The sequence below is a fragment of the Pararhizobium sp. IMCC21322 genome, from assembly GCF_030758295.1.
Taxonomy (GTDB): domain Bacteria; phylum Pseudomonadota; class Alphaproteobacteria; order Rhizobiales.
Window position 1 is genome coordinate 4,411,661 of record NZ_CP132335.1, and the last position, 14,643, is coordinate 4,426,303.

14 protein-coding genes are annotated in these 14,643 nt (G+C 53.9%); 8 read left to right on the forward strand and 6 right to left on the reverse strand.

Annotated elements, in window-relative coordinates; all coding sequences use genetic code 11:
• Positions 1–12: 12 nt before the first annotated feature.
• Positions 13–1,914, forward strand: coding sequence for an ABC transporter ATP-binding protein (locus tag RAL91_RS20940; RefSeq protein ID WP_306258189.1), 1,902 nt, complete (start codon positions 13–15; stop codon positions 1,912–1,914).
• A gap of 21 nt (positions 1,915–1,935) precedes the next feature.
• Here RAL91_RS20940 and RAL91_RS20945 read toward each other — a convergent pair whose 3' ends face one another.
• From RAL91_RS20945 to RAL91_RS20955, 3 genes are all read right to left on the reverse strand, one after another.
• Complete coding sequence (locus RAL91_RS20945; RefSeq protein WP_306258190.1) at positions 1,936–2,433, reverse strand: SRPBCC domain-containing protein; 498 nt, start codon at positions 2,431–2,433, stop codon at positions 1,936–1,938.
• Entirely contained in the window at positions 2,426–2,797 is a 372-nt protein-coding gene (locus tag RAL91_RS20950) for a helix-turn-helix transcriptional regulator (RefSeq protein WP_306258191.1), read from the reverse strand. Before RAL91_RS20950 ends, RAL91_RS20945 begins: the two co-directional genes overlap by 8 nt.
• Positions 2,798–2,876: 79 nt before the next feature.
• On the reverse strand, positions 2,877–4,421 hold the full coding sequence (locus RAL91_RS20955) for an acetolactate synthase large subunit (RefSeq protein WP_306258192.1): 1,545 nt from the start codon (positions 4,419–4,421) through the stop codon (positions 2,877–2,879).
• 112 nt (positions 4,422–4,533) lie between these two features.
• On the opposite strand from RAL91_RS20955, the gene RAL91_RS20960 reads away from it, so the two are divergent.
• The 4 genes from RAL91_RS20960 (at position 4,534) to RAL91_RS20975 (ending at position 7,570) form a co-directional block, all read left to right on the forward strand.
• Positions 4,534–5,418: a 23S rRNA (adenine(2030)-N(6))-methyltransferase RlmJ gene (locus RAL91_RS20960; protein WP_306258193.1), complete on the forward strand. Its 885-nt coding sequence runs from the start codon at positions 4,534–4,536 to the stop codon at positions 5,416–5,418.
• Between the two features lie 106 nt (positions 5,419–5,524).
• Positions 5,525–6,028, forward strand: coding sequence for a hypothetical protein (locus RAL91_RS20965; protein ID WP_306258194.1), 504 nt, complete (start codon positions 5,525–5,527; stop codon positions 6,026–6,028).
• Between the two features lie 11 nt (positions 6,029–6,039).
• On the forward strand, positions 6,040–6,714 hold the full coding sequence (locus tag RAL91_RS20970) for a ribonuclease (RefSeq protein WP_306258195.1): 675 nt from the start codon (positions 6,040–6,042) through the stop codon (positions 6,712–6,714).
• Between the two features lie 76 nt (positions 6,715–6,790).
• Positions 6,791–7,570 carry a hypothetical protein gene (locus RAL91_RS20975; protein ID WP_306258196.1) on the forward strand — a complete coding sequence of 260 codons (780 nt, stop codon included), beginning with the start codon at positions 6,791–6,793 and terminating at the stop codon, positions 7,568–7,570.
• A gap of 556 nt (positions 7,571–8,126) precedes the next feature.
• On the opposite strand, the gene RAL91_RS20980 is transcribed toward RAL91_RS20975, so the two are convergent.
• Positions 8,127–8,738, reverse strand: a complete 612-nt coding sequence (locus tag RAL91_RS20980; RefSeq protein WP_306258197.1) for a hypothetical protein — start codon at positions 8,736–8,738, stop codon at positions 8,127–8,129.
• Between the two features lie 211 nt (positions 8,739–8,949).
• On the opposite strand from RAL91_RS20980, the gene RAL91_RS20985 reads away from it, so the two are divergent.
• The 3 genes from RAL91_RS20985 to RAL91_RS20995 all read left to right on the forward strand — a co-directional run bounded on the left by RAL91_RS20985 (position 8,950) and on the right by RAL91_RS20995 (position 13,741).
• The gene (locus tag RAL91_RS20985; RefSeq protein ID WP_306258198.1) at positions 8,950–9,561 is read left to right on the forward strand and encodes a glutathione S-transferase family protein; all 612 of its coding nucleotides are present in this window, start codon (positions 8,950–8,952) and stop codon (positions 9,559–9,561) included.
• 524 nt (positions 9,562–10,085) lie between these two features.
• A complete protein-coding gene (locus tag RAL91_RS20990; protein WP_306263037.1) occupies positions 10,086–11,834 on the forward strand; it encodes an ABC transporter ATP-binding protein in 1,749 nt (582 codons plus the stop codon).
• Positions 11,831–13,741 carry an ABC transporter ATP-binding protein gene (locus tag RAL91_RS20995; RefSeq protein WP_371932447.1) on the forward strand — a complete coding sequence of 637 codons (1,911 nt, stop codon included), beginning with the start codon at positions 11,831–11,833 and terminating at the stop codon, positions 13,739–13,741. Before RAL91_RS20990 ends, RAL91_RS20995 begins: the two co-directional genes overlap by 4 nt.
• A 91-nt stretch (positions 13,742–13,832) precedes the next feature.
• Here the strand turns inward: RAL91_RS20995 and RAL91_RS21000 are convergent, their stop codons facing one another.
• The gene (locus RAL91_RS21000; RefSeq protein ID WP_306258199.1) at positions 13,833–14,048 is read right to left on the reverse strand and encodes a DUF2805 domain-containing protein; all 216 of its coding nucleotides are present in this window, start codon (positions 14,046–14,048) and stop codon (positions 13,833–13,835) included.
• 40 nt (positions 14,049–14,088) lie between these two features.
• Positions 14,089–14,562 carry a CIA30 family protein gene (locus RAL91_RS21005; protein WP_306258200.1) on the reverse strand — a complete coding sequence of 158 codons (474 nt, stop codon included), beginning with the start codon at positions 14,560–14,562 and terminating at the stop codon, positions 14,089–14,091.
• Between the last annotated feature and the right edge of the window lie 81 nt (positions 14,563–14,643).

The following is a 14,643-nucleotide window of genomic DNA, read 5'->3' on the forward strand; positions in this document are numbered from 1 at the left end:
AAGACCTGCCTCATGTTAAAGCGAATTCTGCGCCCGTTTGAACGCATCATAGATCCGCTGGCCCCCTCTCCAACCAAAGACCTGCCAAGCGACAGCGTGACCGGTTTCATATGGTACTTTGCACGACAGGCCAAATGGCCTTTCATTCTGTTTTTGCTGTCCGGAATTCTGGTTGCAGGCGTCGAGGTGTTGCTGTTCCAGTATATCGGCCAGATCATCGATCTGCTGAACGATCCTGCTGTGCAGGCCAGCCGCGAAACCCTGCTCACCGATTATCTGGGAACGTTCCTGATGATGGCGGCAGTGGTGGTGATTGGCCGCTTTGCCATTCTCATGCTGGCAGCAGTGCTTGAGCAACAGGTCATTGTGCCCAGTTTTTTCAATCTGGTGCGCTGGCAGGCCCACCGCTCGGTCATTCGCCAGTCCCTGACCTATTTCCAGAATGATTTTGCAGGTCGCATCGCCACCAAAGTGCTGCAATCAGGTCAGGCCGTTGGTGATTTCCTCATCAACATCATGCAGGGCATCTGGTTTTTCATCATCATTGGTGTCTCCACCATCGGTGTCTTTTCCGGATTGGACTGGCGGCTGGCCGGCGTCGTTGTTGTCTGGTTTGCCTGCTATTTTGGACTGGCTGCCTTTCTGGTGCCGTCGATCCGTCACGCTGCCAAAAAATCAACCGATATGCGCTCTGTTTTCAATGGCCGTATCGTTGATGCCTATTCGAACATCCATACAATCAAACTGTTTGACACGCGCGGCCAGGAAGACGCCTTTGCTGAAGAGGGTCTGCTATGGATGCTGACCAGCGTCCGCACCTTGACCCGCGCCATCACCCGCGTGCGTTTCAGCCTTGCTTTGCTGAACGGCTTCTTCATGGCCACCACCGGTTACATATGCCTTATCATGTGGCAGGCTGACGGCATTACAGCTGGCGGCATCGCAATTGCCCTGGGTCTGGTGCTTAGGCTTAATACAATGTCGGGCTGGATGATGTTCCAGATTTCAAGCCTGTTTCGAGATTTGGGAACCATTCAGGATTCCATGGAAACCGTATCCCAGGTCCCGGCTCTGCTGGACGCCCCGTCTGCCCCGGCCCTGCCCAAGGTTGATGGCGCCATTGCCTTTGACCATGTTGGCTTTCACTACGGAAAACTGGATAACCCAGGCGTTAAACCTGCCAAGGGTGTGCTGCATGACATTACGCTCGATATTGCACCGGGTGAGAAAATCGGTCTGGTCGGGCGCTCCGGTGCCGGTAAATCCACCTTGGTGAACCTGCTGCTGCGGCTCTATGATGTGGAAAGCGGACGCATCACCATTGATGGCCACAATATCGCAAAAGTCACCCAGAACTCCCTGCGCGGTCAGATTTCCATGGTGACGCAGGATACCTCCCTGCTGCACCGCTCGGTGCGGGAAAACATTCTCTATGGCCGGCCCGATGCCAGTGAAGCTGATATGATTCAGGCCGCTACTCAGGCGGAGGCCATGGAGTTCATTGCTGATCTGGTGGATCCCAAAGGTCGACAGGGCTTTGATGCCCATGTGGGCGAGCGCGGGGTTAAACTCTCCGGCGGTCAGCGCCAGCGCATCGCGATTGCACGGGTTTTGCTGAAGGATGCCCCGATCCTCATTCTGGATGAGGCGACGTCGGCGCTGGATTCAGAAGTTGAGGCTGCCATTCAGGAGCAATTGTTCAATCTGATGAAAGGCAAGACCGTGATTGCCATTGCCCACCGTCTGTCGACCATTGCAACAATAGATCGTCTGGTTGTGATGGATGGCGGACACATTGCAGAAACCGGCACCCATGAGGCGCTGATTGCCAATGACGGGCTTTATGCCAGCCTGTGGCACCGCCAGTCCGGTGGCTTTCTGGGCGACATCAACCAGACTGAGGCCGCCCAATAGTCAAATGGCTATCAGCGGCAATCAGCCGCTTGAAAGTTCTGCCAGAACATCGTCCAGAACCGCGTAACCTTTGCCCCAACCACTGTCCATTCCGGACATGGCCTGAGCGAAACAGGCAATCTCTTCCTCTGTCGATTCAAATGGTATCTGTGTCAAAGTGACTTTTGTCTTTGCTCCAAGGTCTTCGAAAACCACCGTCGTCAGCAAAGTTCTTGGCCAGTCAGGCATCATCGGATTGGAGGCAATATTCCAATCTGAATCGGTGGAAGAATGGTGCCAAATCAGTTTCTCCTGCGGCACAACATCCTGAAATACCATCTTGCTGAGATTGGAATTTTCACCCCATTTCATCTCGTTCCGCCATTGGCCGCCAGGTTTCAGGTCAAACTCATGGATGATGGTTTCAACGCCGGGCCCATACCACCGGGAAAGCAATTCCGGATCAGTCCAGCTGCGCCAGACCATGGCGCGTGGCGCGTTGAAAACCCGTTCCAATCGATATTCCGCGATCTCACTCATAATCAGTTTTCCCTCCATCGGATTGTTTCATCTCTACCAGTAGATCATCCAGCTGATTGAAGCTCTTGCCCCAAAAGGCTTTGAATTCCGCCAGCCAATCAACCGCAGCCGTCATGGTTTCGGCCTTGAGCCTTGCCGGTCGTCTTTGCTCTTCAACATCGCGCTCAATCAATCCCGCGCGCTCGAGCACTTTCAAATGCCGCGAAACCGCTGGTTGGCTAATGTTGAAAGGTTCGGCAATCTCATTCACCGACGCCTGACCATCTGCCAGCCGAGACAGTATGGCGCGCCGTGTCGGGTCTGACAGCGCGGCAAAAATTGCATCGAGATTTGGTGGTGTTTGCGTATAACCAATTTGTTCCATAACAACATAGTTATATAAAAATCAAATGGTGTCAACCATCTGGAAAACACCTTGAGAACTTCAGAAGTAGAGGATGCGTCTAACAGATCACTTCGATGAGATAGGGGTCAGTGGTGGCCAATCCCTTGCGCAAGGCCGCAACAAATTCATCCATATCAGTCACACGCGCTGCGGCAACACCATGCCCTTTGGCCAGAGCAACCCAGTCCAGCGACGGATCTTCCACGTCAAACATGCGAGCGGCATTCCGCCCCGCTTGTTTGACCCCGACATTGGCCAGTTCATTATGTAAAATCTGATAGCCACGATTGGCAAAGACGATGGTCACGACATCCAGATTTTCACGCGCCATTGTCCAGAGGGATTGCAGCGTATACATGGCCGAGCCGTCACCGGTCAGGCAGACGATTTTCTGATCCGGGCAAGCCAGTGCAGCACCAGTTGCACAGGGCAGTCCAAGCCCGATGGCGCCTCCGGTAACATGCAGCCAGTTCTGCCGCCGGGCTGTATTCGTTGCAGCCAGCAACGGCTCGCTGCTGGTAACCGATTCATCGACAACAATTGCATTTTCCGGCAGAAGCGCCGCCAAAGCAGCGCCTGTTTTTTCAAGGGTTAAACTGCCGGTTGGAATCTCGGGCAGATCAAGCGACACAAGGGCCGGTCGGTCTGCCGGTCCAACACCCAGCTCATCCGCAATGGCCTGCAACGTCCAGCCATAATCCATATCAGAAGGGCATAAGTCTGTAATCCGGCAATCCTCAGGCTCGGGAGTGCCGGGCTTGTTCGGATAGGCAAAGAAAGCCACAGGTCGGTTGGAACCACACAGTACCAGATGCTGAACATGCCGCATCAAAGCGACGTTTTCATCAATGGGATATTTCAACCGGGTCAAATCAACAGCACCGGAGCCGCGTTCAATTCTCGGCACCAGAAAATCGGCCATCAATTCACAGCCGGATTTGGCAGCAATTTGGCCGGCCAGTTGTGAAAGGCTGCCGTGAAGAGCGCCCTGCCCCACAAACAGCGCCGCGCCAGGCTCGCATAAGGCACGCGCCGCACTGACAATCTGCGCGTTGGAAGGCCGTTCCAATTGCGTGCCCGCAATTGGTTCAGCAGGACCATTTGCCTCATCCCAAGCCGTATTGGCTGGCAGGATAAGCGTGGCAATCTGACCACCGCCGGACCGCGCCGCTTGCACAGCTGCCGCACCGTCGCTGGCCACAGACGCCGCGTTCTCCGCGCGCCGGGTCCAATGCGAAATAGCGCCGCTAATGCCATCCAGATCGCCTCTCAAGGGGCTGTCATATTTCAAATGATAGTCCGCGTGATCGCCGACGATATTCACGATGCCACTACGCGCCTTGCCAGCATTATGCAGATTGGCGACACCATTCCCCAGCCCCGGCCCCAAATGCAGCAAGGTGGCAGCGACCTCCTGCTTCATCCGGAAATAACCGTCCGCCGCACCTGTCGCACCGCCTTCAAACAGGCACAGAATGCAACGCATTTCCGGGTGCTGGTCCAGGGCTGCAACAAAGTGCATTTCCGACGTGCCGGGGTTTGCAAAACAGACATCCACGCCACTTTTCAACAGGGTCTTAACCAGTGTTTCTGCGCCGTTCATAAGTTCCTCGATTTGGTCCAGCGCGCATGGACATCAGATTTTGCTCCCCTGTCAAGGTGCGCATTGCCCCGCCCGCCTTGCGCATCAGCATCTCACCAAGTAGAGACCTGTCATGAATTATCTCCATGCCTATCACGCCGGAAACTTTGCCGATGTGGTGAAACACCTCACGATGGTGGCCATTATTGGCTATCTGCAGCGCAAGGAAGCCCCCATCCGTGTCATAGACATGCATGCAGGCTCCGGACGTTACACGCTCAAGGGTAAGGAGGCGCGCGCCACTGGCGAAGCCGCCTCTGGCATTGCACGATTGCTTGAAAACGGGGACCCAAAGCAGCTAATCTCTCTGGGTCCCGATGTCGAGCAATTCGCTAAACCCTATATGGATGTGATCAGCCGACTGAACCCTGGCACGGAACTGGAAATCTATCCCGGATCACCGCTGCTGATACGGCATTTGCTGCGCGCCGACGATCGCCTGACAGCGTGCGAACTGCGCGATTTCGAATTTGCAAAGCTACAGAAACTGTTTGCCGGAGACCCGCAGGTCCTAACGCGCAACGTAGATAGCTGGAAAAATCTGAAAGGCTTTCTGCCTCCTGATTTGAAGCGCGCCCTAATCCTCATGGACCCACCTTTTGAAAAGCCCCATGAAATGGAACGCGCACTGGATGCAATCAGCATGGGCGTGCGGCGCTTCCCTATGGGCATTTATATGCTTTGGTATCCCATCAAGGCCCGGTATCAAGCAGAAATCTGGGCCAAATCCCTGGCAAAGCGCAAGCCGGAACTGGGTGTAGAAACCATCCTGCGTGCAGAACTCTATGTCAGAGCACCGGACAATGAAGACCAGTTGAACGGGACCGGCTTGTTCATCATAAACCCGCCCTACACACTACAGAAAATGCTCGAAGACGCGCTGCCTGTGCTTCAAAGACATCTGCAACAAGCGCCACAATCAGATCGTTTTCTCAAAACATGCGTTGAGACTCTGTAAAGTCTGGGTCTGAGTCTGGGTCTGGACTCAGGTCAAAAGCACTTGCCTATGTCCACTTGCTACCCCAAACTGTCGCTGCTTCGTTGAGATTAAGGATTCGCATTCCATGACCAATGGCCGTTCCTGCATTCGCATGGTATTCACGCTTCTGCTGCTGTTGCCATTCATCTCCGGGTTTGGCCCGCTTCAGACAAGCGGGGCCTTTGCTCATGACACCCATTTGAGAATGGGCAGCGACCCGCGCGACAGGATTTTTGGCCGTGGGGCCATTCCCAATTGCAACGATCCACGCGTCCTGCGCCGGATCACATCCAAGTTTTCATGGGCAGATCGCAACACCTGGTCAAAGATTGAGAATCGTAACCAAACGATTGGCATTCAGGACATTCGCCACATCAAGCAGCGCTATCGGTTGGACCAGACCAAATCCATGATTTCCCACCGGCACTGCAATGGCAGGGCCACCCTGTCCAATGGCAAACACCCGAAAGTTTATTACATGATTCAGGAGCGCATGGGCTTTGCCAGCCTGTCGTGGAAAGTACAGTTCTGTGTCTCGGGATATGATCGTTGGCGCGTCTATGGGGCCAATTGTCGGTCCTTGCGCTAAAGCGGGGTCCCATGTCCTTTTCCAAATGGCTTGCAGCCGCCTGCATCAGCATATTGGCCTTCACCTTTGTTTCCGCCTCATTTGCACGGGAAATTCGCGGGGGCCGACCGGGCGAATTTGATTTCTATGTGCTGTCGCTGTCTTGGTCTCCCAGCTTTTGTGAAGATGAAAAAACGGCTTCTGACAATCGTCAGCAATGCGGCACCGGCAAATCATTCGGCTTCATCGTCCACGGCCTGTGGCCTCAATTCAAAGGCGGCGACTGGCCTGCTTTTTGCAACAGCAACGAACCGCAACGTGTTCCCGATGATCTTGCCCGCGATACGCTTGATATCATGCCGGGATACGGCCTCATCGGCCATCAATGGCGCAAACATGGTGTTTGCTCAGGCCTCAACCAGCAGGCTTATTTTGATCTGGCAAGACAGGCACGGAATAAAATCGTCATTCCTCCGGTCCTGCGCAAACTGGACCGCAAGGTGGCTGTGGACCCCCTGGCACTGGAAGCGGCGTTTTCCAAATTCAATCCGGGTCTGGACCCGGAGGAAATGGGTGTATCTTGCGAGAACAACAGATTTCTGGAAATGCGTCTTTGCCTCACCCAATCATTGGAATTTCGCGACTGCCCCAGCGTTGATTTGAAAGGCTGTAAGCGCGGCCGATTGGTGATGCCACCGATACGTTAGACTTGACGTTTGGTAATTTCGACATACTTGCCTGCTCTCGATAGTCCGATGCCGCTGACACAAGCAGATCTGCATTATGTTAAAGACCGTTCTGATTTTGGGCAGCGCCGTGGATGCGGTGCGTGCACGGGCTTTCGACGCCACATCCTTCCACGCAATTGTTGCTATCAACAATGCCTGGCGCATTCGCGATGACTGGACGCATCTGGTCTATGCTGGCGATTTCCCCGACGAGCGCAGGCCCACGCCCACGCCTAGTCAGGTCTGCCTGTCTCATGAAACCTATGTCCCTGCCAACAATGCCTTTGGCGGCATTGTCTATGCCGGCGGCACCATGGCGTTCTCGACAGCCTATTGGGCACTTCATGCCTTACAGCCGGATGTATTGGCTTTTTGCGGTTGCGACATGATTTACGATCAGAAAAACGGCCAATCACATTTTTATGGTGCAGGCACCGCAGACCCCCTGCGGCAGGACCCGACACTGCAATCGCTGGAGGCGAAATCAAACCGGTTGATGATTTTGGCGGCTGAGCAGAATTGTCTCTGCGTCAATACGTCTACGCTGGAAAAGAGCCGTCTCACATTCCCCCGCATGAGCGCTGATAACCTTGCCTTGGCGCACGCTCAGATCCATGCAGACATCCTGTCAGACATACGCCGAAACTCCGACGCCCTGACCATTTCGGACGCCAAAAACCTGGAAGGAGATCACAAGCAATTTGTGCCTTCGGGTGACTATTGGAACCACAAAACGCAGCTCGATCCTGCCCAATTGCGGGGCATCGATCAGCAGTGGCTGACAGCGCATAGGGCCAAAGAACCGGCAATGCCTGTTGCCGCCAAAACCTCTTAACCTCATTCCTCTGTAACAATGGACAGCGCTTTTAGGATGGGCGTTTCCTGCCGAACTGAGTTTCAGCTAAGCTAGGTTCCTTGAGAGATATCTGAAGGTGTGATTGACAAATGCCAAGGGAAACATTTGGTCAGAAACCTGTTCATTGATTTTGTCTACACAACAAAAATCTTGTCATATTGGTTAGTTGTAAAAGCAATTATATAAAAGATGCTTGCGTGGTATGATCAAGAGAGCAACAGCTCATTCGAATTATAAAAATGAAAATTAATTTTATTATTGCTGCCACACTTCTCTTGGCTTCATGCAATCCATGGGAGCAAGATGGGATCTATACCCTCTATCGCGGGTCTGTGATTGGAGACGATCTGCGCATTCACATAGCAACATTCAATTCCATGAATGGCAACGATTACAATCAAGAAAATTGCCGCATTGCTGCTGATCTCTTTCAAAGGCAACCTGGTGTGGCAGTCAGGTATTGGTGTGAAAAAGGCTCTTACCGAAAGTAAGTTTGGCGCGGACAATCGGGACGCGTCCCAGAGATTTCAATGTGTCAGGATCCAGTCGACATCGACCAGATGAAAAACGCTGGAACCAGAAGATAGGATACCAAAGCAAGCCCCACCGCGACACGCACCCATAGCTGCTTGAACCGACGCAACAGGATAATTGAAGCGACAATTCCTATCAGCCCCTCGAACAGGCGAACATATTCCCCAAAATGGCGGCTGTCCCAGTAAGACAGCGGTGAAAAGAACCGCCAATCCGTGATAGGCCAGAAATGCCGGTGTGCATCATCTGCGTGAACCGGAAAATCAAACGCCAGATGCAGCAAGGCAGACAGGCCAAGTCCTGCCAGAAATACGCTGGCAAATTCGACAGCCGGGGTTTTGGCAAATCGTTGCAACACAAGGCCGATAACGAAAATACTCAGAAAAAGCGGAACCGAATTGGAAACGGCGCTGAAAAACTGCCAGGGTTCCTGCCAGTAAATCTCATCCCAGATACGGCGCTGCTCGACCCCCTGAAACCGCATGATGCCAAGCATCACATAGATCGAAGCATCGGGAAGAACAGCCCCCAGAAGGGCCGCACTGTTGCGAAGCGGCGCGCCGGGTTTGGTGAACGCAGCAGCACTCAGCAAAACATGGGTCTGGCTCATCATGCGAGAAAATGTCCTGTTGCGGAAAGTCCAGAGTCTGAGGTCACCAGGATCTTAAGTCAATTGCGCGACTTTAGGACATTATCAGACCAATCAGGATGACAAAACTGTGAGCACAGCTTCATAAACGACGCAGCGTCATTCATCGAAAAATTGAATTGGAAACAAATTGAGTGTCCGGCCTATCGTGCCCTCAAAACAAGGAGACTAAGTCATGATGATTCTGCGCACCTCCCCTTCATCCCCCTTTGGCCGCCAGATTCAGGTGGCAGCAGACATTCTGCAACTGTCTGACCGCATACGCGTTGTAGATGTCGATCTTAACGATCCTCATGACACTGTGCGGCAACAGAACCCGTTGGGGAAAATACCCGTCCTGATAAATGAAGACGGCATGGCCATTTACGACAGCCGTGTCATTCTGGAATATCTGGATTTCATTGCAGGTGGCGCAAAGCTGGTCCCCCAAGGTGAAGCAAAGTTCCCTGCCCTGACCCTCCATGCGCTTGCAAATGGCATCACCGATGCGGCGGTTACAAACGTCTACGAAACACGCTTCAGGCCAGCAGAACAACAATCAGCTGAACGCATGACCTATCAGGCACACAAGATTGCCCGTGGCCTGAAAACCCTGGAAGCTGCACCACCAGTTTTGAATACGGTGGACGACATTCAATTAGGTCATGTCGCACTGGCTTGCGCTTTGAGCTATCTGGATTTGCGGTTTGAAGGCAAGTGGCGCGAACCGCACCCGGCTCTGGTGGCATGGCTCGACAGCTTTGAGGCTCTGGTGCCTGCTTTTGAAGCGACCAAAGTGACGAATTAGAACGCAAATTCAAGGAAATACCCATGGTTCTGGAATGCAGTTTGGGGCGGGAAGCGGATTTTTGCTGCACGCGCCGGTTTGACGGGTGTGTATCCTGAAAGCAGACATGCAACTGGCGGTGAAAACGGGAATAATGCCTGGCGTCACTGGCGCCGACGCGACAACAGGACGACCGACCATCATCGGTCCTTATGCTTTAGCTCAATTTCGCCCGATAGCTTCAGCCAGTGGCTCAAGTATGTCTTCGTCTGAATGTCTTTTCCAAGCCATCCACATGACCTCTCTTGAGATCAGGGTCCAAGTTTTCAGGGAAAGAGATTTCAGTACAATCAAAGATTGCCAGTCTCTTGGACAATAGACTATTAAGTCGACGCATATGGAGGCCACGATGTTGATTCCGTGGCGACAATAAAATGACAAAAAAAGCTCAATCCGGCCGCGAGGCTGGCTCCGACCGGATATTTCGCCGGACAGCCACAGTGGATCCCCAGGCAGGTCTTGGTGCCATCGCCCGCATCACGCGGATGGCGTTTCGCTACCCTGTCAGCGCAGGGTTGGCATTGGCGGCAACCGTGGCCGCAGTTCTCATGCAGCTGTCGATCCCTGTTATCCTCGGACGCGCTGTGGATCAGACCCAGGCAGTGGCTGCAGCAAAGGCAGAACCCGAAACGCTTTACCCGATTGCATTGCTTTTGTTCGCTGCAAGCGTCGCACGTGGGATATTCACCCTTATCCAGAACTACACTGCGGAAGCCGTCGGGCATTCATTGGCGCGCGACATCAGAAATGCCGTCTATGGAAAAATCCAAAGCCTGCCCTTTTCGTTTCATGACCGGACTCATTCGGGTGACCTGATCACGGTCGGCATGCTTGATCTGGAAGGCGTGCGGATGTTTTTCTCGACCGCTCTGGTACGCACCGTTCTTCTGGGCCTGTTGATCGGGCTTGGTGCAACGCTGCTGCTATCAACCAATCTGACTCTCGGCCTTCTGGCACTGTCATTCGTGCCTTTCGCGGGATGGCGCAGCACGGTCATGCGGCTGGCTCTGCGCCGGACCTGGCTCATCTTGCAGGAACGGCTGGGCGTTCTCAGTCAGGTGATGGAGGAAAACCTTGCCGGAATTCGCGTGGTTCGGGCGTTTACCTCGTCAGAATACGAAATGGAAAAATTTGAGGTCGCATCCAAATCAGCGCTGGAACTCAGCCATGAACGGATCGAGACCCGGGTCAGGAACACCTCAGCGATGACGCTGGCATTCTTTGCTTCTATGGGACTGGTCCTCTATTTCGGCGGACGCCAGGTGGCATCAGGAGACATCACGCTGGGCACTCTGGCCACGTTCCTGACCTTCATGACCATTCTGCAGATGCCAGTGCGTCAGTTGGGCATGATGGTGAATGGGTACGCGCGCGCATCAACTTGTGGCGCCCGCCTGTTCGCCCTGATTGATCACGAGGCCGAAATTGAAAACGCGCCGGGCGCGCAGGATCTGAAGATCACCAACGGCACGTTAAAGCTTGAAAATGTCAGCTTTGCATATTCCGGAAACACCGATCGACGGACCGTGTCAGGCATCAGCTTTGAGGCGCATAAGGGCGAGACTGTCGGTATTGTCGGCCCGCCCGGCTCCGGAAAAACAACTTTGATGCACCTGATCCCGCGTTTCTACGATCCCACACATGGATCCATCAGCATCGACGGGCAGGACATTCGCGACGCAACCTTGTCGTCAGTTCGTAAGGCTGTAGCTGTGGTTCAGCAGGATAGTTTCCTGTTCACCACGTCAATCGAGAACAACATCGCCTATGCCGATCCCTTCACTGAAACGCGCGAAATTCGCGGCGTCGCAGAGTCCGCGCAACTGCATGATTATATTCTTGGTTTGCCCGGCAAGTATGGCACCATCGTTGGCGAACGTGGTGTGTCATTGTCCGGTGGTCAGCGCCAGCGCCTATCAATCGCGCGTACGCTTATGATGAAACCGACGGTCTTGATCTTTGACGATTCGACAGCTGCCATTGATGCTGGAACAGAAAACCGTATCCGCACAGCACTGAAGGAATATGCCAAAAATTGCGTGACCCTGATCGTGGCCCATCGATTGGCCAGCCTGATGCACGCCGATAGAATCCTGTTTCTGGAAGAGGGCCGGATCATTGAACAGGGCAGTCATGAAGAATTGCTGAAACTGGGAGGGCGCTACAGCGATTTGCATGAATTGCAGATGCGCCCCAATGCCGAAATGCTGGCCGAGAAGGTGGATATACAATGAGCCAGACAAAACCCGGTGAACCACTTGACCTACACGAGCCGAACGACCCAAACGAGGATGAAAACCCGCGCATGCGCGCTGTTGTCGGATCGGACCGCATTGAAGAAGAGATTTTCGGACGTGTGTTCGACGGCAAGGTCACGCAACGGGTCTGGCAGTTTGTCCGCCCTTACAAGCGCAATGTGGTGATTTCCGTTGCCGCCGTGGTAACATTCACGATCTCTCAGCTGACAATCCCGCTCTTGATCCGCTATGCGATCGACAATGGAATGGCACCTGATGCGCCGCCAACGATATTGCTTGGAATCGTGGCACTATTTGCCATCATCATTGCCATCAATTTTTTTGCCTCGCGTGTGCAGGAACTCGTGACCGGCAGAATGGCCGAGGACGTTCTGTTCGATATTCGGCGCGCCATGTTCAGCCATTTGCAACGCGTGTCCCTCTCCTTCATGGACAAAACCGAGGTAGGCCGGCTGATGTCGCGCTTGCAGGGCGATGTGAACTCCATGCAGGAATTCCTTGAAACCTCGGTGCTCGCCATAGGCGATCTGCTGCTTTTGTTCGGGATCGTAGCGGTTATGCTGTGGCTCGACTGGCAACTGGCATTGATGGTCCTGACAGTTATTCCGATCCTGTTCGGGGTTCGCATCTTGTGGCTGACCCGCGCCCGCGCCGCTTTCATGGCTGCCCATGAGGCCAATTCAATCACCAATGGTGCTTTGGCCGAGGCGATTCACGGCGTCCGTGCCGTTCAGGCCATGGACCGCGCCAACTTGAATGCCGAACTCTATGAGGAACTCGTCGATAACACTTACAAGGCCCAATTGCGGGCCTCAAAACTATCTCAGATCATGATCCCGATTGTCGATACTCTGACAGGCAGCGCGATGGCAGTCGTCGCCGTGGCCGGTGGCCTGATGGTGGTGTCGGGGCGGATCGAGGTTGGCGTCATGGTGGCGTTTCTGTTCTACATCCAGCGGTTCTTTGACCCAATCCGGTCGCTGACAATGCAATATTCGGTGATGCAGCGCGCTATGGCCTCCGGTCACCGGCTGACAGAGGTTCTGGACGTTGATGTCGATGTCAAAGACGCATTGAATGCCACGCCACTTGGGGATAGCGACGATGGTTCGGTCGAATTTCGCAATGTGACCTTCGGCTATGATCCGGAGCATCCGGTGCTTAAAGAAGTCAATTTCCGCGTGAATTCTGGTGAGACGGTGGCGTTAATCGGCCCGACCGGTTCCGGAAAATCAAGCTCGATGGCGCTGATACACCGGTTTTACGACGTGCAGGACGGCGCGGTTTTGGTGGGCGGGCGCGATGTGCGAGACGTCACGCAGAAGAGCCTTGGGCGTCATATCGCGATGGTGCTGCAAGAGCCCTATTTGTTCACTGGTACAGTGCGGGACAACATCCGCTATGCCACGGACTGGGCTGATGACGAGGCTGTGGTTGAAGCCGCAATAGCCGTCGGCGCCCATGAGTTTATCGAGGCCCTGCCACAGGGTTATGACACGATGCTGGCAGAGCGTGGCAGCAATTTGAGCCTTGGGCAACGCCAGCTTTTGAGTTTTGCCCGTGCGCTGGTGACGGACGCAAAAATTCTGATAATGGACGAGGCGACCGCCAACATCGATAGCTACACGGAAATGCAAATTCAGAAAGCGCTACAGCGGTTGCTGGAAGGGCGTACCGGGTTGGTCATTGCGCATCGTCTTGCCACTATCCGCAATGCTGACCGCATCCTTGTGCTGCAGCAGGGTCGGCTGATAGAGGAAGGCGACCACGATACACTCATCGAGCACGGTGGCCTCTACGCGCAACTCTATCAACTCAACTATGCCAGCTTCGATGATCTCCCTGATCAGTTATCCGACGAAGACCGCACACTTGCCACCTGAATCGGTACACATTTCGTAGTCAGACCATTTCCTTATGGGCAAGGGAAACAAAGGGCCGGTTTCTCAGCGGGCATACAGCTGAAACAAAAGTCTATTTGTAGTGGGCGCGCCGGTTCCCGAAGTCGCGCACACGCTTCCGCCAGGTTTTGTAGCTTCCCGTCTTGAGTGTATCACGCATCACGGCTTTTACGTCCTTCTCGCGAATCCCGTATTCGCGTTCGATATCAGCGAAGCTGACATGATCCGACAATGCCATTTGCACAATCTCGCTGAGATGGTCCGGAGGAAGGTTTTTTGCTTTGCTCATAGCGGTGGAAATAGCGGACCACGTCTTCAAGGCAAGACGACTAATCGCGATAGAGGCAAATGCCTGCAACTGCCAGTTCTGCCTGAAACGCGCGGCCTATGGCAAGAACGCCAATCCGCCTGAGCTGTGAGGGATCGAAGATGGCGTCGGTTTTGTGTGAAACAAACGCAGCAAACGGGATCCGCTCTGTCCGCCATTCGGATGCGGCTGTGAAGTCTGTCCGGAAGGATTGCCACGGGCGGCTCAGTTGGTCTGTCCGCAGGCGGATGTCATACAGCTCGTGATTGCCGCAATTGATCAACTCAATGCCATCCCAATCACTTGCATTGAAGCCCGTTCCATCCGGGCGAAGATCAAAGGCAATCTGGACAAAACCACCATTGTTTTCCAGCGAAACCGCGCCGCGCAAAACGGTGGCCATACGGCCCCGATACATCTCTTGCTGCATGCCGCCTTCAGACACGCCACCCATGACAGTATCTGACACATATTCCCACTCTGGCTCGATCTTCATGTTTGCAGTCTCTCCCAATTGCTGCCCGATCATAGGGACGCGCGGAAAAAAAGCACTTCCGATTTGATGTGATGGATGCAG

Bases quoted from the DNA above. Each gene is read 5' to 3' on its own strand.
- RAL91_RS20940 (WP_306258189.1), top strand. From the start codon at position 13: ATGTTAAAGCGAATTCTGCGCCCGTTTGAACGCATCATAGATCCGCTG.
- RAL91_RS20945 (WP_306258190.1), bottom strand. From the start codon at position 2,433: ATGAGTGAGATCGCGGAATATCGATTGGAACGGGTTTTCAACGCGCCA.
- RAL91_RS20950 (WP_306258191.1), bottom strand. From the start codon at position 2,797: ATGGAACAAATTGGTTATACGCAAACACCACCAAATCTCGATGCAATT.
- RAL91_RS20955 (WP_306258192.1), bottom strand. From the start codon at position 4,421: ATGAACGGCGCAGAAACACTGGTTAAGACCCTGTTGAAAAGTGGCGTG.
- RAL91_RS20960 (WP_306258193.1), top strand. From the start codon at position 4,534: ATGAATTATCTCCATGCCTATCACGCCGGAAACTTTGCCGATGTGGTG.
- RAL91_RS20965 (WP_306258194.1), top strand. From the start codon at position 5,525: ATGACCAATGGCCGTTCCTGCATTCGCATGGTATTCACGCTTCTGCTG.
- RAL91_RS20970 (WP_306258195.1), top strand. From the start codon at position 6,040: ATGTCCTTTTCCAAATGGCTTGCAGCCGCCTGCATCAGCATATTGGCC.
- RAL91_RS20975 (WP_306258196.1), top strand. From the start codon at position 6,791: ATGTTAAAGACCGTTCTGATTTTGGGCAGCGCCGTGGATGCGGTGCGT.
- RAL91_RS20980 (WP_306258197.1), bottom strand. From the start codon at position 8,738: ATGATGAGCCAGACCCATGTTTTGCTGAGTGCTGCTGCGTTCACCAAA.
- RAL91_RS20985 (WP_306258198.1), top strand. From the start codon at position 8,950: ATGATGATTCTGCGCACCTCCCCTTCATCCCCCTTTGGCCGCCAGATT.
- RAL91_RS20990 (WP_306263037.1), top strand. From the start codon at position 10,086: ATGGCGTTTCGCTACCCTGTCAGCGCAGGGTTGGCATTGGCGGCAACC.
- RAL91_RS20995 (WP_371932447.1), top strand. From the start codon at position 11,831: ATGAGCCAGACAAAACCCGGTGAACCACTTGACCTACACGAGCCGAAC.
- RAL91_RS21000 (WP_306258199.1), bottom strand. From the start codon at position 14,048: ATGAGCAAAGCAAAAAACCTTCCTCCGGACCATCTCAGCGAGATTGTG.
- RAL91_RS21005 (WP_306258200.1), bottom strand. From the start codon at position 14,562: ATGAAGATCGAGCCAGAGTGGGAATATGTGTCAGATACTGTCATGGGT.